Source organism: Pseudomonas sp. LPB0260 (assembly GCF_013388395.1).
Genome location: NZ_CP058247.1, coordinates 795,327 through 818,422 on the forward strand (window position 1 = coordinate 795,327; position 23,096 = coordinate 818,422).

General features: G+C 66.3%; 16 protein-coding genes. 7 read left to right on the forward strand and 9 right to left on the reverse strand.

What is annotated here, in order from left to right; all coding sequences use genetic code 11:
• Positions 1 to 609: 609 nt before the first annotated feature.
• Positions 610 to 3,135, reverse strand: a complete 2,526-nt coding sequence (locus LPB260_RS03415) for a CoA transferase (RefSeq protein ID WP_208707236.1) — start codon at positions 3,133 to 3,135, stop codon at positions 610 to 612.
• A 129-nt stretch (positions 3,136 to 3,264) separates the two neighbouring features.
• Here LPB260_RS03415 and LPB260_RS03420 point away from each other — a divergent pair, with 129 nt between their 5' ends.
• Positions 3,265 to 4,128, forward strand: coding sequence for a LysR family transcriptional regulator (locus LPB260_RS03420; protein WP_208707237.1), 864 nt, complete (start codon positions 3,265 to 3,267; stop codon positions 4,126 to 4,128).
• 56 nt (positions 4,129 to 4,184) lie between these two features.
• On the opposite strand, the gene LPB260_RS03425 is transcribed toward LPB260_RS03420, so the two are convergent.
• From LPB260_RS03425 to choX, 8 genes are all read right to left on the reverse strand, one after another.
• Complete coding sequence (locus LPB260_RS03425) at positions 4,185 to 5,864, reverse strand: BCCT family transporter (protein ID WP_208707238.1); 1,680 nt, start codon at positions 5,862 to 5,864, stop codon at positions 4,185 to 4,187.
• 925 nt (positions 5,865 to 6,789) lie between these two features.
• Positions 6,790 to 8,469, reverse strand: a complete 1,680-nt coding sequence (locus LPB260_RS03430) for a BCCT family transporter (protein ID WP_218281502.1) — start codon at positions 8,467 to 8,469, stop codon at positions 6,790 to 6,792.
• 370 nt (positions 8,470 to 8,839) lie between these two features.
• Positions 8,840 to 10,027 (reverse strand): gamma-butyrobetaine dioxygenase, encoded by a 1,188-nt coding sequence (locus LPB260_RS03435; RefSeq protein ID WP_208707239.1) that lies wholly within the window; start codon positions 10,025 to 10,027, stop codon positions 8,840 to 8,842.
• A gap of 64 nt (positions 10,028 to 10,091) precedes the next feature.
• Positions 10,092 to 11,051: an alpha/beta hydrolase gene (locus tag LPB260_RS03440; RefSeq protein WP_208707240.1), complete on the reverse strand. Its 960-nt coding sequence runs from the start codon at positions 11,049 to 11,051 to the stop codon at positions 10,092 to 10,094.
• 11 nt (positions 11,052 to 11,062) lie between these two features.
• Positions 11,063 to 11,545, reverse strand: coding sequence for a thioesterase family protein (locus LPB260_RS03445; RefSeq protein ID WP_208707241.1), 483 nt, complete (start codon positions 11,543 to 11,545; stop codon positions 11,063 to 11,065).
• Positions 11,546 to 11,650: 105 nt separating this feature from the next.
• Positions 11,651 to 12,616 (reverse strand): L-carnitine dehydrogenase, encoded by a 966-nt coding sequence (locus tag LPB260_RS03450; protein WP_208707242.1) that lies wholly within the window; start codon positions 12,614 to 12,616, stop codon positions 11,651 to 11,653.
• Positions 12,617 to 12,707: 91 nt separating this feature from the next.
• On the reverse strand, positions 12,708 to 13,595 hold the full coding sequence (locus tag LPB260_RS03455; protein ID WP_208707243.1) for a 3-keto-5-aminohexanoate cleavage protein: 888 nt from the start codon (positions 13,593 to 13,595) through the stop codon (positions 12,708 to 12,710).
• 73 nt (positions 13,596 to 13,668) lie between these two features.
• A complete protein-coding gene (gene choX / locus LPB260_RS03460; RefSeq protein ID WP_208707244.1) occupies positions 13,669 to 14,607 on the reverse strand; it encodes a choline ABC transporter substrate-binding protein in 939 nt (312 codons plus the stop codon).
• 230 nt (positions 14,608 to 14,837) lie between these two features.
• Between choX and LPB260_RS03465 the strand changes: the two genes are divergently transcribed.
• The 6 genes from LPB260_RS03465 to LPB260_RS03490 all read left to right on the forward strand — a co-directional run bounded on the left by LPB260_RS03465 (position 14,838) and on the right by LPB260_RS03490 (position 23,036).
• Positions 14,838 to 15,785 (forward strand): GlxA family transcriptional regulator, encoded by a 948-nt coding sequence (locus LPB260_RS03465; protein WP_208707245.1) that lies wholly within the window; start codon positions 14,838 to 14,840, stop codon positions 15,783 to 15,785.
• A gap of 254 nt (positions 15,786 to 16,039) precedes the next feature.
• Positions 16,040 to 17,017, forward strand: coding sequence for a dipeptidase (locus LPB260_RS03470; protein ID WP_208707246.1), 978 nt, complete (start codon positions 16,040 to 16,042; stop codon positions 17,015 to 17,017).
• Between the two features lie 75 nt (positions 17,018 to 17,092).
• On the forward strand, positions 17,093 to 17,623 hold the full coding sequence (locus tag LPB260_RS03475; RefSeq protein WP_208707247.1) for a 4-vinyl reductase: 531 nt from the start codon (positions 17,093 to 17,095) through the stop codon (positions 17,621 to 17,623).
• Positions 17,624 to 17,638: 15 nt separating this feature from the next.
• The gene (dgcA, locus tag LPB260_RS03480; protein WP_208707248.1) at positions 17,639 to 19,699 is read left to right on the forward strand and encodes an NADH:flavin oxidoreductase; all 2,061 of its coding nucleotides are present in this window, start codon (positions 17,639 to 17,641) and stop codon (positions 19,697 to 19,699) included.
• 152 nt (positions 19,700 to 19,851) lie between these two features.
• Entirely contained in the window at positions 19,852 to 21,813 is a 1,962-nt protein-coding gene (dgcB, locus tag LPB260_RS03485) for a (Fe-S)-binding protein (protein WP_208707249.1), read from the forward strand.
• Positions 21,813 to 23,036: an electron transfer flavoprotein subunit alpha/FixB family protein gene (locus LPB260_RS03490; protein WP_208707250.1), complete on the forward strand. Its 1,224-nt coding sequence runs from the start codon at positions 21,813 to 21,815 to the stop codon at positions 23,034 to 23,036. The genes dgcB and LPB260_RS03490 overlap by 1 nt, the downstream gene beginning before the upstream one ends.
• Positions 23,037 to 23,096 lie beyond the last annotated feature (60 nt).

Sequence of the window (23,096 nt, forward strand, 5' to 3'; positions counted from 1 at the left end):
CCGGGGTCGCCTGAAAAATCATGAAATCAGACAAGTCATTGATTTATAAGGATAAAAAAATACTGGCACGGCAAATGCTTTATCTATGGCACAAAAACAATAAAGCAAAAAAGAAAACGTCTCGGCTCTGCGACAACAAAAACAACAGGACAGAAGAGTCGCAAACAGATTTTTTTGGAAAGGGTGTGCGTTTCGGGGTCAGCCCCGCGACCTAGGCGATAAGAATAAAACTACCTGAAGGTAGCACGCCGCTCCGGTCGGATCACTTGGTGACAAGACGCTGCCAGCATCCAAAAAAATACGTTTGCCCTTGATCCCTCGATGGGATCGGACAAGACGGTTTGGAACGAGAACAAGAACAACAGATCGTTCAACAAGAAAAACAAAGCACGCCGCAATAGTTTGAAGGGGAGCCTAGGCTCCCCTTCGTGCTTTGTGCGCTGCGCACTCATTCCGCGCGCCTCCACCTGCCCCTCCCCACAATACCCCCTACTTCACGGCCCGGTGCCGCGCTCAGGTGCTCTTGCAGAAGCCCTCGTAAGGGCTGCAGCGCAAGGCCCACGGCCAATGACCGGCCGCGGGCCACGAGGTTCTGATGCTGCGCACCGATCAACTCGGCAGGTAGCGCTCCGACCACTGCTCAGCGGCCACGCCCTGTTCGATCATCTGCTCGACCTGCTCCGCCGTGCAGCCCAGTTGCTGCAGCACGGCGCGGGTATCGCTGCCATATTTCGCCATCTTTCCCGGCAAGCGCACGGGCGCCCGCTGCAGACGGATCGAGTTCGGTGCGATCAGCGCCACCCGATGGCCACAGGGGTGTTCCGGGTACTCGATAAAGGCCACGGTCTTCGGGCCGTTCAGGTCGATGCCGCCGGCCTCGTTCATCAGCGACGACTCGCGCAACTGGCTCATGCGCCCCAGGGGCTGGCAGCCGATATCGACCGGCGCCAGCAGTGCCTGCCAGTGGCCCATCGCCTGGCTGCGGAACAGGCTTTCCAGGCACTGCTCGGCCGTCTTCTGGTCGGCGCTTGCCAGCTCGGGCAATTGCAGGGCCCGCGCCAGATCGGCCAGCTGGCTGCGCCGGTCCAGCGCCAGGAACAGCCAGCCGTCCAGCGCCTGGTAGCAGCGATAGAAGGCATGGGCGCCCTTCACCTCGCGCCCGCTCGGCTCGTCGAAGGGACCGCGTCCGGGGTAGTCGTACATGAACGGCACCTGGATCAGCTGACCGGCCGCCACCAGCGAGCTGCGCGCCACCGAGCCCCCCTGGCCATTGGCCCGCTTGACCAGCGCCACGCCGATGGCGTGGGCGGCGCAGTAGCCGCCCAACACATCGATGGTGCCGAAGTGGGCATGCTCCTCCGGCGTCTCGATGCCGCCGCCGAAGCGCGCCATGATGCCGGTGGTCGCCTGCACCAAATCGTCATAGCCCGGATGGTTGCTGCGCGGCCCCGCCGTGGGGCCACCGAAGGCGTCGAACTGGCAGAGGATCAGCTGCGGGTTGATTCGCTGCAGACGTTCCGCCGACAGGCCGAGGCGCTCCAGCTGCGCGTCGCTGGCGTTGATGGTGACCACGTCCACCTGGGGCAGCAGCCTGTCCAGCAGCGCCTGGCCCTCGGGGCTCTTCAGGTCGAGCAGCACGCTGCGCTTGCCCTGGTTGGCCTGCATGCCGAAGACGGTGGTGTTCCAGGGGTCCAGGGCCGGCTGCGGCGGATCGATGCTGATCACCTCCGCACCGAAGCGGGCCAGGGTGCAGGCGATGGTCGGCCCGGCGATCACGTTGGTCAGGTCGAGGATGCGCACGCCCTCCAGCCAGCCCCGGGCCGGCGCCGCCGGATCGGCGTCGGGCAGCGTGCTGGGGTGATCGCGCCAGCTCTCCAGCAGCTGCAGCACGGCGCCGCGGTCCGTATGGGGCGCCTGCGCCGGCTGCTTGTCGAGCACCGCACCGTCGCCTTGCAGCCAGCAGATGTTGCCCAGCTGGCGCATGGCGCCGTAACGCGGGTCTTCGACCTGCAGCACACTGTGCGACTGCAGGGCGTGCTCGCTGGCCAGCCATTCGCGGGTCAGCTGGTGGGCACAGCCCGGCACCCCGGCCTCGCCGAACAGCCGCTGCCATTCGTAGGCCGGCCTGCTCAGGAACGCCGCCTTCATCTTCTCCGAGACCAGGTCCGCCCACTGCCGCGACAGCGGATAGGACAGCAGCGTGCACTCGGCGCCCTCCGGCCAGTCCGCCACGTCCAGATACGGGCTGTGGGTTGGAATGCCCAGCGCGGCGATCTCCTCCCACAGGCCGAGCACCTGCAGGCAGGCGATCGGGTGGCGGGCATGGGAGCAGTTGACCGAATAGAAGGGCCGGCCGTCCTGGCAGACATAGGTGCGATAGAAGGGATCGAGGAACTCCTGCAGATCGGCGTACTGCAGATTCAGCGGCAGGCCGTTGTTGCGCCGGCGCTCGATTTCCCGCTCGCGCAGCGACTTGTAGCGCTCCGGCAGCCCTTCGATGTGCATGGAGTTGTAGGCCAGCCCCTCCATCAGCGCGGCGGCGATCGGCACCTCGATGCGCTCGCCCTGCCCGCTGCTGGCCCTGGCGAACAGCGCCAGGGTCACCGCGGTGGCGCCCAGTACCGAGGCGTAGGCCGAGGCCAGGGGCAGCGGCGAAAACGACGGCGTGATGCCCATCAGCACCCGGCTCAGGCCCATGTCGGTGAACTGGCCCACGGCCGCGGCGATGATGCCTTCCCAGGCCGGCAGCCCCGCGAACTCCTCATCCTTCTCGGAGAAGCCCGGCAGGGACAGATAGACCAGCGCCGGATTCAACGCGCGCATCGCCTCGGCGCCGAGACCGAGGCGCTCCATTACCCCCGGACGGAAGTTCTCCACCAGCACGTCGGCATGCCGGACCAGGTCGATCGCCAGTTGCAGGTCGGCCTCGCTATGCAGGTCGAGACTGATGCGCTGCTTGCCGCGGTTGAGGATGGCGTCGGCCGGGTTGTCCCAGCGCGGCCCCTCGGGCGGGTCGATATGGACCACCTCGGCGCCCTGGTCGGCCAGCATCATGGCCACCGCCGGCCCGGCGATGTACTGGCCGAAATCGACAACCCGGTATCCGCCCAGGGGGCGCTGCTTGCTCGCGTTCATGCTCACCTGCCGCTGTAAGTGTGGAGTTAACTCCAGCGAGCCTAGGAAATTGCCGCCCCGGCGCATATCGGATAGTTTCGCACTGGCCGTTCGATTTTTTTGTACAGGGCAAAGCGCCCGGGGGCAGCGATGGACCTGCAAGCGATCAAGACCTTCCTGACCCTGGCCGACCTCAAGCGCCTCAGCCTCTGTGCCGAGCAGCTGTGCCTGACCAAGTCGGCGGTCAGCACCCGCATCAAGCTGCTCGAGGAGCAGCTGGATCAGCAGCTGTTCAGCCGCAGCCATGAAGGCATGGCCCTGACGCCCGCCGGGCGCCAGTTCTACCAGCACGCCATGGCCCTGCAGCAGCGCTGGCAGCGGGCCAAACGCGAGCTGTCGCTGCGCGACGACAGCGCCGGCCTGCTGCGCCTCGGCGCTCACCCCAGCCTGGCCAGCGACCTGCTGTTCAAATGGGGCAGCGCCCTGAACCGGCAGGCGCCAGGGCTGCACCTGCACCTTGAGGCCGACTATTCAAGCGAGATCGTCCGCCAGGTCTCGGCCGGAATCCTCGACATCGGTCTGATCTTCGTCGCCGACACCACCGCCGGCCTGGTGGTCGAGCAGGCCGGCGAGGACCGCCTGCTGATGGTCGCCAACGGCGCCACCGCACTGGCCCAGGTGTCCGTGGACAACTACCTGTATATCGACTGGGGCTGGGGCTACAACGCCGCCCACTCCGAACGTCTGCCGCAACTGCAGAACAGTCGCCTGAGCTGCGGCTTCGCCGAACTGGGGCTGCCCTGGCTGCTCGACAACGGCGGCGCGGCCTACCTGCCGAAACGCCAGGTGGCCGCCTTGCTCAAGGACGGAACGCTGTCACGGGTGGCCGATGCGCCGGAGTTCAAGCGCCCGATCTTCGTCACCTACGCCCGCGACGCCCTCGACGCCGGCCTGCTGCAGCGGGCCCTCGACGCCCTCGGCGGGGTCATCGAGGGCAACCGGCAACCGCGCTGAAACGACACGGGCCGCCCTGAGGCGGCCCGTGTCAGATAACGCGGAAGCAGCAAGCGTCAGGCGATATCCGCCGGCTGTCCGCCCAGAATCGGCTTCACCGGCACCTCGCTGGAGTCCATGATCAGCGACTTGAGCAGACCGAAGGTCATCAGCAGGATCACCACGCTGACCGGCAGCGCGGCGGCGATATTGACGGTCTGCAGCGCATTGAGACCGCCGGCGAGCAGCAGCACCCCAGCCACGGCACCGATCACGCTGCCCCAGAAGATGCGGAACAGCTTCGGCGGCTCCTCGTTGCCCAGGGACAGGATGGTGGTCAGCACCAGGGTGCCGGAGTCCGAGGAGGTGACGAACCAGCTGAGCAGCAGGAACACCAGCATGGCCGAGAGGATCCAGCCCATCACGCCGGTACCGGCGATACCATCGGCGGCGGCGAACAGCGCCGCCGGCAGGTTCCACTCGGTCACCAGCCTGACCAGCTCGCCGGTGCCGGCGCCACCTGCGGCGTTCAGCTCCTGGTACAGCGCCGAGCCACCGAAGATGCCCATCCAGACGAAGATCATCAGGGTCGGCACACAGAGCACGCCGAACACGAACTCACGCAGGGTGCGCCCCCGGGAGATGCGCGCGATGAACAGGCCCACGAACGGCGCCCACGACAACCACCAGCCCCAGTAGAACACGGTCCAGCCGTTCTGCCAGGCCGCCGGGCCCTGCTCTTTGGGGAACCACAGGCCCATCGGCAGCACGTTGACCAGGTAGCTGCCCAGCGACTCGCCGAACATGCTTATCAACCAGGCGGTCGGCCCGCCGAACAGGAAGAACGCCACCACCAGGGCGGAGATGATCATGTTCCACTCGGAGATGATCTTGATACCGCGCCCCACGCCGGACAGCGCCGACATGATCGAGACGATCGAGATCAGGCCGATCAGTACCAGCTGGGTGGTGGTGCCGGAATCGACGCCGATCAGGCGCTCCAGGCCCACGGCCATCTGGTTGACGCCCAGGCCCAGGGAGGTGGCGACCCCGAAGACGCAACCCAGCACGCCGATCATGTCGACGGCATGACCGATCGGGCCATAGATGCGATCGCCGATCAAGGGATGCAGCGCCGAACGCAGGGCCAGCGGCAGCTTCTTGCGGTAGGCGAAATAGGCCAGCGACAGGCCGACGATGGCGTAGCCCGCCCAGCCATGGAAGCCCCAGTGGAAGTAGGTGACGCGCAGGGCTTCCACCGCGCGGGCATGGCCCACCTCGGTGGCGCCGGCCATGTCGGCATAGGGGTTGTTCGGGTAGCCGAAGGCGCCGCTGTTATCCAGGTAGAAGATCGGCTCGGCCACACCGAAGAACAGGATGCCGATGCCGATACCGGCGGAGAACAGCATGGAGAACCAGGCCAGGTTGCTGAAGTCCGGCCGACTGTCGTCGTCGCCCAGGCGCACGCTGCCATGGCGAGAGAGCACCAGCGCGAAGCAGATGGCGATGAAGACACCCATGACGACCAGGTAATACCAACCGAAGACGTCTTCGATCCAGCTGCGCATGGCTCCAAAGAGCGAGCCGGCCAACTCGGACGTGATCCCGGCGAACAAGACGAAGGCCAGGACTATGGAGGCAGACGCAATGGTCATGCCCTTGTGCATGCCTTTGAAGAGCCCGGATCGACTCAATAACTCTTTACTGAACACGGTGCTGCCGGGGGCACCACCGCCTTGCTCTTTGATGCTCGACATCTATTCGTTCTCCCAGGTCGGGCTGTAGCTGCTTGCTGTGATGGTCATGCGAGTTGCGGCGTCCCCGGTTCGGCGAAGCAGTGCTTCGCCCTACCGTGGCGCCACGACGCCTGCACTGGCGCCACATAGGTCGTTCATCCTGCGTGACGCGGCGCATTGCCCACCGGCATCTGCAGCTGTTGGCATTGCGCGATAACCGCTCGAGCGGTGCTGCCTAATCAGCAACATTCGCGCCACCCACCCCCATCCAGAGAAAATAGAAAAAACACCACTATTCAAGAAGTTATCCGGCCCTCCGGGGCAGTGAACTAATGATCACAGCCCCCTGATCTGCTGGTTGCGCGCTCACCGAAAAACAGCGTTTTCAGCAATTGTCCAAAGGATCGTCGCAAACGGAACTGCCGGCGGCGCTGCCGCTATCGCAGCCCAACGCCTCGTCAGGTTCGGCCGACGAACCCGGGTTTTCCGCAGCGGCATTGCCACGCACTGCTTCGGTGCGCGAATGGGGCGCCCGCTGCCTGTCGATGCAACACGACTCACCGAGGGGTCCGTCCGGGGGCATCCAGCAGCCCCGAAGACCGTCGCCCGACCGGCCTCCGCCACTGAGCATGGACATTCCTTGGCGGTCGCGCGCGAGGCGCGGCCGAGGAGCCGTTTGCGCGATTCGACGGGTCGCCTGACAAGGTGTGCAAGGGCTCGAGGATCTGGTGCAGTCGCTGAACGACAGCAGGTTGAGCCCGGGACAGCTGGCGCCTGGCGGATAGATCCGGGATGCCAGCCGAGCAGCCGTCCATGGCCGCGCCCATCAACCAGGGCGGCGTGACAGACTCGCAACTGCGGCAAGGCCGGGGCGCTGGCCAGGCGCTGAAACGACACGGGCCGCCCTGAGGCGGCCCGTGCACTGGAACGTACAGTCAGGTAGGAGTTAGGCGTTTTCCGCCGGCTGTTCGGCCAGCGGTGGCGCCACCGGCACCTCGCTGGAGTCCATGATCAGCGACTTGAGCACGCCGAAGGTCATCAGCAGGATCACCACGCTGAGCGGCAGCGCCGCGGCGATGTTGGCGGTCTGCAGCGCGCTGAGGCCGCCGGCGACCAGCAGCACGCCGGCCACGGCACCGATCACCACGCCCCAGAAGATGCGGAACAGCTTCGGCGGCTCCTCGTTGCCCAGGGACAGGATGGTGGTCAGCACCAGGGTGCCGGAGTCCGAGGAGGTAACGAACCAGCTGAGCAGCAGGAACACCAGCATGGCCGAGAGGATCCAGCCCATCACGCCGTCGCCGGCGATGCCGTCGGCCGCGGTGAACAGCGCCGCCGGCAGGTTCCACTCGGTCACCAGCTTGACCAGCTCGCCGGTGCCGGCGCCGCCCGCGGCGTTCAGCTCCTGGTACAGCGCCGAGCCACCGAAGATGCCCAGCCAGACGAAGATGATGAAGGTGGGCACGCAGAGCACGCCGATGACGAACTCACGCAGGGTACGACCGCGGGAAATGCGCGCGATGAACAGGCCCACGAACGGCGCCCACGCCAACCACCAGCCCCAGTAGAACACGGTCCAGCCGTTCTGCCAGGCCGCCGGGCCCTCTTCCTCGGGGAACCACAGGCCCATCGGCAGGAAGTTGACCAGGTAGCTGCCGAACGATTCGCCGAACATGCTCACCAGCCAGGCGGTCGGCCCGCCGAACAGGAAGAAGGCGACGACCAGCGCGGAGATGATGATGTTCCACTCGGAGATGATCTTGATGCCGCGGCCCACGCCGGACAGCGCCGACATGATCGAGACGATGGAGATCAGGGCGATCAACACCAGCTGGGTGGTGGTGCCGGAATCGACGCCGATCAGGCGCTCCAGGCCCACGGCCATCTGGCTGACGCCCAGGCCCAGGGAAGTGGCGATGCCGAAGACGCAACCCAGCACGCCGATCAGGTCGACGGCATGGCCGATCGGACCATAGATGCGGTCGCCGATGAACGGATGCAGCGCCGAGCGCAGGGCCAGCGGCAGCTTCTTGCGGTAGGCGAAATAGGCCAGCGACAGGCCGACGATGGCGTACACCGCCCAGCCATGGAAGCCCCAGTGGAAGTAGGTCACCCGCAGGGCGTCGACCGCGCGGGCATGGCCCACGGCCGTGGCCCCGGCCATGTCGGCATAGGGGTTGTTCGGATAGCCGAAGGCGCCGCTGTTATCCAGGTAGAAGATCGGCTCGGCCACGCCGAAGAACAGGATGCCGATACCGATACCGGCGGAGAACAGCATGGAGAACCAGGCGAAATTGCTGAAGTCCGGACGACTGTTATCGTCGCCCAGGCGCACGCTGCCGTGACGGGTGAACACCAGCACGAAACAGACCAGGATGAAGAACACCATGGCCACCAGGTAGTACCAGCCGAAAACGCTTTCGATCCAGCTGCGGGTGGCGCCGAAGAGCTTGCCGGCCGACTCGGTGTTGAATCCGGCGAACAGCACAAAGGCCAGTACCATCACCGCCGACACGATGGTCATGCCCTTGTGCATGCCCTTGAAGAGTCCTGACTGACTCAGTAGCTCCTCTTTGAACACGGTAGTGCCAGGGGCGCCACCGAACTGTTCTTTCACTTTCGACATTTTCTTGTTCTCCCAGGTGGAGTCGTAGCTAATTGTTGTAATTGTCATGCATGTCGCTGTTTCTTCGGCGCGCCGAAGAAAACCTTGGCACCGCGGTGGCGCCTCCTGGCGCCGGACCTCTCACCGCACAAGTCGTAGGACTTCTGCGGCATCGGTTTGCTGCTGCGTCTGCCCGGACCCACTGCTGCGGTGACGCGTCAGTCGGATCTTGGGCAAAACGATACGAACCGGATTGTTATGAAGATGGACAGTCGTCGGAAGCAATAAAATAGCCGCCTATGACCACGTTTAATTTATGGCGACCTCGACGGAAAGCCCCGTTCGGCGGCGCTGGCAAAACTGGTCGCAATCAAGCCGCCAGGCGACGCTTCTAGCGCTGCAGCACATGAATTCGCGACAGCAGTTCGTCGCGATCGACGTAGCAGCCCTTGAAATGCCGGGCGCCGCTGGTCGGGTCGAACTCGGTGCGCGCATGCAGGGTGCGGCGATTGTCGAAACACCACAGCTGCCCGGCCGCCAGCCGTCGCTGCACGCGAAAGCGCGGCTCACGGGTCATCTCGATGAAACGCCGGTAGGCGCTGTACAGCGCCGGCATGCGCTCGACCGGTGCGTCGAACGGCCCCTTCAGGAAGTTGCCCATGCGGATCTCGCTGACCGCCCCGTAGGCGTCCAGGGCAATGATCGGCGCCAGGCAGCGGTAATCGCTGGTGCGGCTCTTGTTGCGGAATTCGATCGGCGTGTCGCACAGGGTGTGAAACAGTTCGGGGGCCTCCTGATGCAGCGCCTCGGCGATGGCGAAGCCGTCGACGAACACGCTCTCCCCTCCGCTCGCATCGTTGACCAGGCAGTGCAGGAACTGCAGCCCGGGCTCCAGCTCGCGGGTCGGCAGGTCGGTATGCAACGGCAGGTTGAAGGCGGTGTAGGCGTTGCTGTCGGCATCGGCCTTGGACTGCACGTCGAACAGCACGCCGAAGTTGCTCTCGCGGATAAAGGAGATGCGCTTGGCCAGGATCGGCAGCACGTCCGCGCGGGTCGGCACCTCGAGCAGCTGGGTCAGGCCGATGTCGCGCACCGCCAGCAGCCAGTTCAGCAGGGCACTGTCGTCCGTCATCACCGCCTGGTAGTCGAACTGCGGCAGCTGCTCGCCCATCTCCGCACCCCACAGGCGGCTCTGCGGCCGTTGGGCGCGGCGCTCGGCACGCGACGCCTCGTCATAGGCGTGGGCGCGCAGCCAGCCGGGGTGGTAGCGGCTGTGATGGCCATCCTGCCAGTCGACCAGCAGATGGCCCTGCTCGTCGATGCGGGTGCGCTGCGGGTGCAGCTGCTCCGGCACATCGACGATCTCGAACAGTTGCTCGCGGGTCACGCTGTACACGCACTTGTTGCAGGAACAATTGTCGCGCAGCCACTGGTGATGGAACGGGCTGACGCGACCGTCGCTCCACACCGTTTCCAGCGCGTCCGCCTCGGCTCTTACAGCCACCAGGTCGGCGCTGATCGGGTAGCTTCGCCAATCGGCGATCGGTGGGTTTTCCAGGGCGGGATCTACAGCGTTCATTGCGATCTCCTCAGGCGATGCCGTAACGGCTGGTGTTGGAGAAGCGATCGGGCCGGAAGCGTTTTCAGCGCCGTAGCGCGCTCCCCAGCCAGTCGATCAATTGCGCATACAGGTTATCCACCTCGGCCACCCGCCCCAGCGCACGCAGGCAGCCGTGCACCAGGCCCTGCCCCGGCTCGAAGCGCACAGCCACACCATCCGCGGCCAGGCGCTGGGCATAGAGCGCACCGTCATCACGCAGCGGATCGTGCTCGGCGACCGCTACGAACGCCGGCGGCAGACCGCTGAAGTCCTGGGCAGCAAGTGGCAGCGCAAGCGGATCGGCGCGCAGACTCGAATCGGGCAGGTACCAGTCCAGACAGGCCTGCAGATCTTCCCGCGAGAGCAGGGGCGCATCGGCGCAGCTCAGATGCGAGGGCAGAGGCTGCGGACTCAGACCGGGATAGATCAACGCCTGGGCGCAGGGTTGCGGCTGTCCCGCCTGGCGCAAGGCCAGGCATAGCGCCACCGCCAGGTTGCCGCCGGCACTGTCGCCGGCCACGGCGAGGCGCTGCTGATCCAGTTGGATATCCAGTTGGTCGTTGCGCAGCGCCTGCCAGACCTGCTGGCAATCGCGCAGGCCCGCCGGAAACGGATGCTCGGGCGCCAGCCGGTAGGCGACTGCCACCACCGCCACGCCGAGGCGCTCGGCCAGTTCGGCACAGACCAGGTCATGGGAGTCGAGGTCGCCGAACGCCCAGCCGCCTCCGTGCAGGTACAGCACACAGGGCCAGCCCGACGCCGGCATCGGGCCCGCGGGCCGATAGCGCCTCAGCGGCACCGTCTGGCAGTGCAGGTCGCGCACATCCAGGCGCTCCGATCGCGGCCGGTCGAATGCCTGCGCCATACGTCGGTAGGCCTCACGTTGCGCCGCCAGGCTGGCGTCCCGGGCGACGAAGCTTTGGCTGAGCGCGACGAACTCCAGCATCTGCGCCGTCAGCTCGTAGTGCCTGGCGCGCCCCGCTGCCTGCCCGTGCTCCACCATGAGGGTCAACCTTAGCGCCCCGGCAGGCCGATGGTGCGGCCTACATGCAGCGGAACCGGCAAGCGTCCATGGGCCTCGCCGAGCGCCAGCACCTGCGCCATGACCTGCTCGTCGAAAGCCGCGGAGCGCCCGCTGGCGCTGTCGATATTCATCAGCATCTGTTCGCTGGCCGCCAACAGCTCATCTCCGCCCGGATAGTAAAGGCCGTGGTGGATGTGCAGACGCTTACGGTCATGGGCCAGCAACTGGGTGCGCACCTCCGCCTCGGCACCGAGCTTGACCTCGGCCAGGTAGTTCAGGTGGCACTCCAGGGTGTACAGGGTGTGCCCGGTGCGCGCCCGACCCGCCTCGTCGAGGCCCAGCCGATCCATCAGCGCATCGGTGGCATAGCTGAAGATCAGCAGGTAGAAGGCATCGCGCAGGTGGCCGTTGTAATCCACCCACTCGGGCTGGATCTCGGTCTGGTAGGTGGTCAGAGGTTGCGCACTGGACATCGGTTGTTCTCCTGCGGCCGGGCGGCTCGCCCCCGGCCGGGTATCGATTGGCGGCAGTGCCGCCGGCTCAATGCCTGGCCCGATTCAGGCGGGCCAGGCTGCACGTCAGTCGGCGAAGTCGAAGCCGTGCTTGGCCTTGGTCGCCTTGATCGCGTCCATCACCGCCATCAGGCAGTCGTCGCGATAGCGCTCCAACTCGGCGATGCTGCGCTCGCCCTGCTGCACCGCGGTGCCCTCGACCACGCTGTCGATCAGCTGGTCGGTCAGCTCCGGGGCCTCGAGGTAGGTCCAGGGCAGCTTCAGGGCCGGGCCGAACTGCGACATGAAGTGGCGCATGCCGGCGTTGCCGCCCGCCAGGGTGTAGGTCAGGAAGCTGCCCATGAACGACCAGCGCAGGCCCGCGCCGAAGCGGATCGCGTCGTCGATCTCGCCGGTGGTGGCCACGCCGTCGTTGACCAGGTGCAGCGACTCGCGCCACAGCGCCTCGAGCAGGCGGTCGGCGATAAAGCCGGGTACTTCCTTGCGCACATGCAGCGGGCGCATGCCCAGGGTGGTGTAGATCTCGATCGCCGCCTGCACGGCTTCGGGCGCGGTGTGCTGGCCACCGACCACTTCCACCAGCGGCAGCAGGTAGACCGGGTTGAACGGATGGCCGACCACGCAACGCTCGGGCTGCGTAGCGTCGGCGTAGAACTCGCTGGGCAGCAGGCCCGAGGTGCTCGAGCCGATGATCACGTCGGGCCGCGCGGCGGCGCTGATCTTGGCGTGCAGCTCGCACTTGAGGTCCAGGCGCTCGGGAGCGCTCTCCTGGATGAAGTCGGCGTCCTTCACGCACTCCTCGATGGTGGCGACGAAGCGCAGCCGCTGCGGCGAGGCGCCTGGCGCCAGGCCCTTCTTCTCCAGGGCCGGCCAGGCGTTGGCGATGCGCGCGCGCAGCGCTTCTTCGGCGCCCGGCGCCGGGTCCCAGGCCACCACGTCGAGGCCATGGGCCAGGGCGCGGGCGATCCAGCCGGCGCCGATGACGCCGGTGCCGAGGGCGGCGAAGGTTTTCAGTTCAGTGACAAAGCCCATGATGATTCCTGCAGGTTGCCCGGACCACGTCCGGGACTGGCTATTGGACCCGGTCCGGCATCGCGCCGGACCGCGGATGGGGGGCGCCGATTCAGCCGCGCGGCTTGAGGTTCATCTTGGCGCGTCCCTCGGCCGGGGTCAGGGCGCGGCCGCCGAGGCGCTGGATGATCTCGATGGCGCGCTCGACCAGCTGGCCGTTGGTGGCGTAGACGCCCTTGTCCAGCCAGATGTTGTCTTCCAGGCCCACGCGCACGTGGCCGCCCAGCAGCATGGCCTGGGCCACCATCGGCATCTGCATGCGGCCGATGCCGAAGCCGGCCCAATTGGCGCCCGCCGGCAGATTGTCGGCCATGGCCTTCATGGATGTGGTGTCGGCCGGCGCGCCCCACGGGATGCCCAGGCAGATCTGGAACAGCGGGTCTTCCAGCAGGCCTTCCTTGAGCATCTGCTTGGCGAACCACAGGTGGCCGGTGTCGAAGATCTCCAGCTCGGCCTTCACCCCCAGCTCGGTGATGCGCTTGGCGCCGGCGCGCAATTGGGCCGGGGTGGAGACGTAGATGTAGTCGCCGTCGCCGAAGTTCAGGGTGCCGCAGTCCAGGGTGCAGATCTCCGGGCGCAGGGCCTCGATATGCGCCAGGCGGGTCAGCGGGCCGACCAGGTCGGTGCCGGCGCCGAACTCCAGGGGCTGTTCGCCCGGGCCGATTTCCAGGTCACCGCCCATGCCGGCGGTGAGGTTGATGATCACGTCGGTATCGCTCTCGCGGATGCGCTCGACCACCTCGCGGTACAGCTCGACGTCGCGACTCGGCTTGCCGGTCTTGGGGTCGCGGACATGGCAGTGGGCCACGGTGGCGCCGGCCTTGGCCGCTTCGATGGCGGCGTCGGCGATCTGCTTGGGGGTGACCGGGATGGCCGGGTGCTTGCCGACGGTGTCGCCGGCGCCGGTCACTGCACAGGTGACGATTACTTCGTAGTTCATGATTCGGGGTCCTTCATTCAGGCGAGCGGAGGCCGTGCGCGAGCAGGCGCGCACGGAAAGTCTGGGTTAGGGATTACTGCAGTTTGGCGACGGCGGCGGCCTGGCCCGGCTGGCCATCGACCGTGGTCACGCCCTCCAGGAAGGCCTCGACCACTTGCGGGTTGGCCTTGAGCCAGTCGCGCGCCACCTGGTCCGGCGATTCGCGGCCCATGATCGGCTCCATCAGCTCACTTTCCTGGGCGGCGCTGAACTTGAGATTGCTCAGCAGGCGATGGACGTTCGGGCAACGCTGGGCGTAGTCCGGGGCGGTGACGGTCCACACGGTGGCCTGGCCTTCATTGGGGCCGAACACGTCTTCGCTGCCGGTCAGGTAGGTCAGGTCCATCTGGATATTCATCGGATGCGGGTTCCACCCCACGAAGACGATCGGTTTCTCACGCTTGACCGCCCGCCCGACTGCCGCGAGCATGGCCGCCTCGCTGGACTCGACCAAGGTGAAACCGCCGAGGCCGAACTGGTTGGAGTCGATCATCGCCTGGATCTTGGTGTTGGCCCCGGTGCCCGGATCGATGCCGTAGATCTTGCCATCCAGCTGATCCTTGAACTTGGCGATATCCGCGAAAGTCTTCAGCCCGGCATCAGCCGCATAGGCCGGCACCGCCAGTGTGGCGATGGCATCGGCCAGGCTTGGCTCTGCGGAGACCTTGACCGCCCCCTTGTCGAGGAACGGCTTGATGTTGTCGTCCATCGCCGGCTTCCAGTAGCCGAGGAAGAAGTCGATCTGGTTCTTGCTGATGCCGGAGAACACGATCTGCTGGGAGGCCGTGGTCTGTTTGGTTTCGTAGCCGAGGCTTTCCAGCAGCTCCGCGGCCACCGCCGTGGTGGCCACCACGTCGGTCCAGCCGACCAGGCCGATGCGCGCCTTCTGGCAACTGGCATCCTCGGCCGCCATCAGCGACGAGCTGAACAGGGTGGCCAAGCAGCAACCGGCGACGAGTTTAAGACTTTTCATGGTGGTGCCCTCTTGCGGCGATACGGTTGGTCCGTGTTTTTCTTCTGGTGGCCCGGTGTTTCCGTCTTGGGCCGGGCGGGTAAAGCGTGCCCAGTGGCGATCACCTTACGCAGCGATGGCGCCGCTCATTCGCACTAGAACGACCAGCTGTTGAACCAAAGCGACTTCGCCTGTTGCACTTGCGCCGCGACTGCCGTTTAGTTGCTTACGACAACCGCCGAAGCCGCCCCATGCCCCAGACCTTCCAGTTCCTGCTGATGCCCGGCTTCTCGATGATGGGCCTGATGTCCGCCGTCGAGCCGCTGCGCGCGGCCAACCGTTTCAGTCGCGAGTTGTTCAGCTGGCGCCTGCTCAGCCAGGACGGCGAGGCGGTGCAGAGCAGCGGCGGCATGTCGCTGAACGTCGACGACGCGCTGCAGATGCCGGGCAAGCAGGACAGCCTGTTCGTGGTCGCCGGCTACGACCCGCTGGAGCATTTCGACAGCCGCCTGGCCGCCTGGCTGCGCCGCGCCGAACGCGAGGTGGCGGTGCTCGGCGGCATCGACACCGGCAGCTTCGTGCTGGCCGAGGCCGGGCTGTTCGGCAAGGAGCGCCTGACCCTGCACTGGGAGGCGATCAATGCCTTCAAGGAGCGCTACCCCGCCCTGCAGGTGACCCAGGAACTGTTCGAGATCGACGGCCGGCGCATCACCAGCGCCGGCGGCACCTCGAGCCTGGACCTGATGCTGACCCTGATCGGCCGCGATTACGGCCATGAGCTGGCGCTGGACGTCTCCGAGCAGTTCGTCCTCGGGCGCATCCGCACCCGCCAGGACCACCAGCGCATGCAGATCGCCAGCCGCTACGACCTGCACAACAAGAAGCTGGTGCAGGTGATCGGCGAGATGGAGCGCAACAGCGAAGAACCGCTCAGCTCCCAGGCCCTGGCCGAGCTGGTCAAGGTCACGCCACGGCAGCTGGAGCGGCTGTTCCGCAAGCACCTGAACGAGACGCCGTCGAACTTCTACCTCAACCTGCGCCTGGACAAGGCCCGCCAGCTGCTGCGCCAGACCGACCTCAGCGTGCTGGAAGTGGGCCTGGCCTGCGGCTTCGAATCCTCTTCGTATTTCTCCCGCTGCTACCGCGCACGCTTCGCCAACTGCCCCAGCCAGGACCGTCACGAACAGCCGGCGGCCTAGCCACGCCTGCCGCCCAGGCCGCCTGGGCCGGCAGCGCCACGCGGGCGCTGCGAGGCATGCCGACGCCGCGCACCGGACAGTCGCCCGTGCAATGCCGGCACCCTGCCGACGCCTTATCCGATCACGACACGGCCTTGACGCTTTCGGCAATACCCCAGTCGTTTTTGCATCGGGTCCCCCGGCCCCCAAGGAATATGCTGCCCCCAAAGCGCCAACAGCGGGTTTGGCGCACGAAACCAAAAGGGGACAGCCTGATGAGCCCAGCCGAAGTACACGCCGACAGCATCGTCATCGACGGCCTGATCATTGCCAAGTGGAACCGTGAACTGTTCGAAGACATGCGCAAGGGCGGCCTGACTGCGGCCAACTGCACCGTCTCGGTCTGGGAGGGCTTCCAGGCCACCGTCAACAGCATCACCGCCAGCAACAAGCTGATTCGCGAGAACAGCGACCTGGTCATCCCGGTGCGCACCACCGCCGACATCCACGCGGCCAAGGCCCAGGGCAAGACCGGCATCCTCTACGGTTTCCAGAACGCCCACGCGTTCGAGGACCAGATCGGCTACGTCGAGGTGTTCAAGCAGCTCGGCGTGGGCATCGTGCAGATGTGCTACAACACCCAGAACCTGATCGGCACCGGCTGCTACGAGCGCGACGGTGGCCTGTCCGGCTTCGGCCGCGAGATCGTCGCCGAGATGAACCGGGTCGGCATCATGTGCGACCTGTCCCACGTCGGCAGCAAGACCAGCGAGGAAGTCATCCTCGAGTCGAAGAAGCCGGTGTGCTACTCGCACTGCCTGCCGTCCGGCCTGAAAGAGCACCCGCGCAACAAGTCCGACGAGGAACTGAAGTTCATCGCCGACCACGGCGGTTTCGTCGGCGTGACCATGTTCGCGCCGTTCCTGGCCAAGGGCATCGACTCGACCATCGACGACTACGCCGAGGCCATCGAGTACGTGATGAACATCGTCGGCGAAGACGCCATCGGCATCGGCACCGACTTCACCCAGGGCCATGGCAAGGAATTCTTCGAATACCTGACCCACGACAAGGGCTACGCCCGCCGCCTGACCAACTTCGGCAAGATCGTCAACCCGCTGGGTATCCGCACCGTCGGCGAGTTCCCCAACCTGACCGAGACCCTGCTCAAGCGCGGCATGTCCGAGCGCACCGTGCGCAAGGTCATGGGCGAGAACTGGGTGCGGGTGCTCAAGGACGTCTGGGGCGAGTAAGCCCTCCTCTACTACTTACCGCCCCTCTTCCCACGGGAGAGGGGCCAGACCACAGAATTCTGGAGTTAGAAGATCATGGCAAAACACGCCCCTGAAATGCCCATCGAAGTCGACAGCGAAACCGGCGTCTGGACCACCGACGCCCTGCCGATGCTCTACGTACCGCGGCATTTCTTCGTCAACAACCACATCGGCATCGAGGAAGTGCTGGGCGCCGAAGCCTATGCCGAGATCCTCTACAAGGCCGGCTACAAGTCCGCCTGGCACTGGTGCGAGAAGGAAGCCGAGTGCCATGGCCTGTCCGGCGTGGCGGTGTTCGAGCACTACATGAAGCGCCTGTCGCAGCGCGGCTGGGGCCTGTTCAAGATCCAGTCGATCGACCTCGACAAGGGCACCTGCGAAGTGCGCCTGGACCACTCCGCCTTCGTCTACGTCTACGGCCAGTGCGGGCGCAAGGTCGACTACATGTTCACCGGCTGGTTCGCCGGCGCCATGGACCAGATTCTGCAGGCCCAGGGCAGCAGCATCCGCACCGTCGCCGAACAGGTCTACGGCGCTTCGGAAGAAGGCCACGACCACGGTCTCTTTGTCGTCAAGCCGCTCTAAATCGAGGAACGAGTCATGGCCTTCGAAGCAATGTTCCAGCCGATCCAGATCGGCAAACTGACCATCCGTAACCGTATCGTGTCCACCGCCCACGCCGAAGTCATGGCCACCGATGGCGGCATGACCACCGAGCGCTACGTCAAGTACTACGAAGAGAAGGCCAAGGGCGGCATCGGCCTGGCCATCTGCGGCGGCTCCTCGGTGGTCTCCATCGACAGCCCACATAGTTGGTGGAGCTCGGTGAACCTGTCCACCGACCGGATCATCCCGCACTTCCAGAATCTGGCCGACGCCATGCACAAGCATGGCGCCAAGATCATGATCCAGATCACCCACATGGGCCGTCGCACGCGCTGGGATGGTTTCGACTGGCCGACCCTGATGTCGCCGTCCGGCATCCGCGAGCCCGTGCACCGCGCCACCTGCAAGACCATCGAGGTCGAGGAAATGTGGCGCATTATCGGCGACTTCGCCAAAGCTGCGGGGCGGGCCAAGGCCGGCGGCCTGGACGGCGTCGAGCTGTCCGCCGTGCACCAGCACATGATCGACCAGTTCTGGTCGCCGCGCGTGAACAAGCGTACCGACGAATGGGGCGGCACCTTCGAGGGCCGCATGAAGTTCGGCCTGGAAGTGCTCAAGGCCGTGCGCAAGGAAGTTGGCGACGACTTCTGCGTGGGCCTGCGTATCTCCGGCGACGAGTTCCACCCGGACGGCCTGTCCCACGAGGACATGAAGCAGATCGCCAAGTACTACGATGACACCGGCCTGCTCGACTTCATCGGCGTGGTTGGTTCTGGCGCCGATACCCACAACACCCTGGCCAACGTCATCCCGAACATGAGCTACCCGCCGGAGCCGTTCCTGCACCTGGCGGCCGGCATCAAGGAAGTGGTCAAGGTCCCGGTGCTGCACGCACAGAACATCAAGGACCCGAACCAGGCCACCCGTATCCTCGAGGGCGGCTACGTCGACATGGTCGGCATGACCCGCGCGCACATCGCCGACCCGCACCTGATCGCCAAGATCAAGATGGGCCAGATCGACCAGATCAAGCAGTGCGTCGGCGCCAACTACTGCATCGACCGCCAGTACCAGGGCCTGGACGTGCTGTGCATCCAGAACGCCGCGACCAGCCGTGAGTACATGGGGTTGCCGCACATCATCGAGAAGAGCACCGGGCCCAAGCGCAAGGTCGTCGTCGTCGGTGGTGGCCCGGCCGGTATGGAAGCCGCTCGCGTGGCGGCCGAGCGTGGCCACGACGTGACCCTGTTCGAGAAGAAGGATGCGCTGGGCGGGCAGATCACCACGGCCTCCAAGGCACCGCAGCGCGACCAGATCGCCGGCATTACCCGCTGGTACCAGCTGGAGCTGGCTCGCCTCAACGTCGACCTGCGCCTGGGTACTGCCGCGGACGTGGCGACCATCCAGGACCTGCGCGCGGACATCATCGTGCTGGCCAACGGCGGTCATCCGTTCCTCGAGCAGAACGAACACTGGGGCTCGGAAGAAGGCCTGGTGGTGAGCGCCTGGGACGTGCTCGACGGCAAGGTCGCACCGGGCAAGAACGTGCTGGTGTACGACACCATCTGCGAGTTCACCGGCATGTCGGTGGCCGACTTCCTCGCCGACAAGGGCGCCCAGGTCGAGATCGTCACCGACGACATCAAACCGGGCGTGGCCATGGGCGGCACCTCGTTCCCGACCTTCTACCGCAGCATGTACCCGAAAGAAGTGATCATGACCGGCGACATGATGCTGGAAAAGGTCTATCGCGAGGGCGACAAGCTGGTGGCAGTGCTGGAGAACGAATACACCGGCGCCAAGGAAGAGCGTGTGGTCGACCAGGTGGTGGTGGAGAACGGCGTGCGTCCGGACGAAGGCCTCTACTACGCGCTGAAGGAAGGCTCGCGCAACAAGGGCCAGATCGACGTCGAGGCACTGTTCGCGATCAAGCCGCAGCCATGCCTGAGCGAGGCCGGCGACGGCTACCTGCTGTTCCGCATCGGTGACTGCGTGGCTCAGCGCAACACCCACGCGGCGATCTACGACGCGCTGCGCCTGTGCAAGGACTTCTAAACCTGCACGCATGACTCCCTCTCCCCCAGGGAGAGGGCGGGGGTCGGGGGTTCTGGCAGGCATTGCCAGAGCCCCTCGGCCTATCCCTCTCCCCGCCGGGGCGAGGTGACTGGATTGACGCCGCTCTCAGGTCCCGGCAAGGAGACCAAACGATGTTGAACACCATTCTCCCCATTCTGCTGTTTGCCGCGCTGGCCCTGGCCGTGCTCGGCGCAGCCAAGCGCTTCCTGATGTGGCGCCGCGGCAAGCCGGCCCAGGTCGACTGGATCGGTGGCCTGCTGGCCATGCCCCGTCGCTACCTGGTCGACCTGCACCACGTGGTCGAGCGCGACAAATACATGTCCAAGACCCACGTGGCCACGGCCGGCGGCTTCGTCCTGGCCGCCGTGCTGGCGATCCTGGTGCACGGTTTCGGCCTGCACAGCAAGATCCTCGGCTTCGCCCTGCTGGCCGCCACGGTGCTGATGTTCGTCGGCGCGCTGTTCGTCGCCAAGCGCCGCAAGAATCCCCCGGCGCGCCTGTCCAAGGGCCCGTGGAACCGCCTGCCGAAGAGCCTGCTGATGTTCTCGGTGAGCTTCTTCATTGCCACCCTGCCGGTGGCCGGCATCCTCCCGGCCGATTTCGGCGGCTGGATCCTCGCCCTCATCCTCGCCGTCGGCGTGGCCTGGGGCGTGTCCGAGCTGTTCCTCGGCATGACCTGGGGCGGGCCGATGAAGCACGCCTTCGCCGGTGCCCTGCACCTGGCCTGGCACCGCCGCGCCGAGCGCTTCGGCGGCGGTCGCTCCACCGGGCTCAAGCCGCTCAACCTGGACGATGTCAAAGCACCGCTGGGCGTGGAAAAACCCACCGACTTCACCTGGAACCAGCTGCTCGGCTTCGACGCCTGCGTGCAGTGCGGCAAGTGCGAGGCGGTCTGCCCGGCCTTCGCCGCCGGCCAGCCGCTGAACCCGAAGAAGCTGATCCAGGACATGGTCATCGGCCTGGCCGGCGGCACCGACGCCAAGTTCGCCGGCAGCCCCTACCCGGGCATCCCGGTGGGCGAGCACGGCGGCGGTCCGCACCAGCCGATCGTGGTCCAGGGCGGCAAGGGCCTGGTCGAGGCCGACACCCTGTGGTCCTGCACCACCTGTCGCGCCTGCGTCGAGGAGTGCCCGATGATGATCGAGCACGTCGACGCCATCGTCGACATGCGCCGCCACCTGACCCTGGAAAAAGGCGCCACGCCGAACAAGGGCGCCGAGGTGCTGGACAACCTGATCGCCACCGACAACCCCGGCGGCTTCGCCCCGGGCGGCCGCCTGAACTGGGCCGCCGACCTCAACCTGGCGCTGATGAGCGAGAAGAAGGAAGCCGAGGTGCTGTTCTGGGTCGGTGATGGCGCCTTCGACATGCGCAACCAGCGCACCCTGCGCGCCTTCGTCAAGGTCATGAAGGCCGCCAACGTCGACTTCGCCGTGCTCGGCCTGGAAGAGCGCGACAGCGGCGACGTGGCCCGACGCCTGGGCGACGAGGCGACCTTCCAGCAGCTGGCCAAGCGCAACATCGCCACCATGAGCCAGTACCGCTTCAAGAAGATCGTCACCTGCGATCCGCACAGCTTCCACGTGCTGAAGAACGAGTACGGCGCCCTCGGCGGCCACTACCAGGTACTGCACCACAGCACCTACATGGAAGAACTGATCAGCGGCCAGCAACTCAGCCTCGGCCAGCACAAGGGCGGCAGCGTCACCTACCACGACCCATGCTACCTGGGCCGCTACAACGGCGAGTATGAGGCGCCGCGCGCCGTGCTCAAGGCCATCGGTATCGAAGTGAAGGAAATGGAACGCTCCGGCTTCCGCTCGCGTTGCTGCGGCGGTGGCGGCGGCGCGCCGATCACCGACATCCCCGGCAAGCAGCGGATTCCCGACATGCGCATGGTCGACATCAAGGAGACCGGCGCCGAGCTGGTGGCCGTGGGCTGCCCGCAGTGCACCGCCATGCTCGAAGGCGTGGTCGAACCGCGGCCGCAGATCAAGGACATCGCCGAGCTGGTCGCCGACGTGCTGCTGGAGACACCCGCCCCGGCCAAGCAGCCGGCGCCCGCCAAGCCTGAAGCCCTGGAGGTGCATTGATGAGCGACATTATCCGCCGCGATCCCCGCGCCGAATGGATCGCCCGCAACCGCCTGCATCCGCTGCACGCGGCCATGCAGGTGGCGCAGACCAGCTGGATGGGGCCTAACGGCGTCATCCGCAAGAACCCCCATGCGGTCGGCTTTATCGGCCCCAACGGCATCAAGCGCATCGACCGCAGCGGCGCCCAGCAGGGCGGCAGCCAGAAGCGCGTAACGGCCAGCGCCGAGGTCCAGCTGCCGCTGCACGTGGTCGAGCAGCCGGCGTTCTACATCGCCGTGGTCCCGGACATGGTCGGCGGCCGCCTGTCGGCCCATGACAAGGACCTGCTCGGCCTGGCCCACAAGCTGGCCAGCGACGGCGGCGCGGTGGTGGCCGTGGTATTCGGCGAGCACAAGGAAGGCGCCTTCGATACCGCCGGCGTCGATCGCCTGCTGCTGATCGACGGCGAGGCCTTCGATGGCTACGCCCCGGAGCAGCGCGTACTGGCCCTCAGCGCCGTGGAAAGCCAGCTGTCGCCACGCCACTGGCTGCTGCCCGACAGCCGCACCGGTGGCGGCGAACTCGGCCGGCGTCTGGCCGCCAAGCTCGGCGAGCGTCCGGCCACCCGCGTCTGGCAGGTTGCCGACGGCCAGTGCATCGGCCGTGCCGGTGCCGGCCAGCAGGACCTGGTGCGCCCGGCGCCGCGGCTGATCCTGGCCGCCGCCGAGTGCGCCGAGCCGGTCAGCGACACCCGCCACGAGGCCCGAGCGCTGGAACTGGAGGGCAAGATCGCCCACAGCCTGCCGCGCATCGAAGACCTCGGCGCGGTGGCCGTCGACCCGGCCCTGATCCCCATGGCCGAGGCCGAGTTCATCCTCTCCGGCGGCAACGGGGTCAAGGACTGGCAGCAGTTCCACCAGGCCGCCCAGGTCCTCGGCGCCACAGAAGGCGCCTCGCGCGTGGCAGTGGACGACGGCTTCATGCCGCGCAACCGCCAGGTCGGCGCCACCGGTACCTGGGTCACCGCGCGGGTCTACCTGGCGGTGGGCATCTCCGGCGCCATCCAGCACCTGCAGGGCATCGGTGCCTGCGACAAGGTGGTGGCGGTGAACATGGACCCGGGCTGCGACATGATCAAGCGCGCCGACCTGTCGGTGATCGGCGACTCGGCGCAGATCCTTGCGGCGCTGATGGACAAGGTCCACGCCTATCGCCAGGGAGGTGCCCGTGATGCGGCCTGACGCTCTCGCCGCCCGGACCTGCTCCGGGCCGTTCGAAACTATTTCCCGGACTCGTTCCGG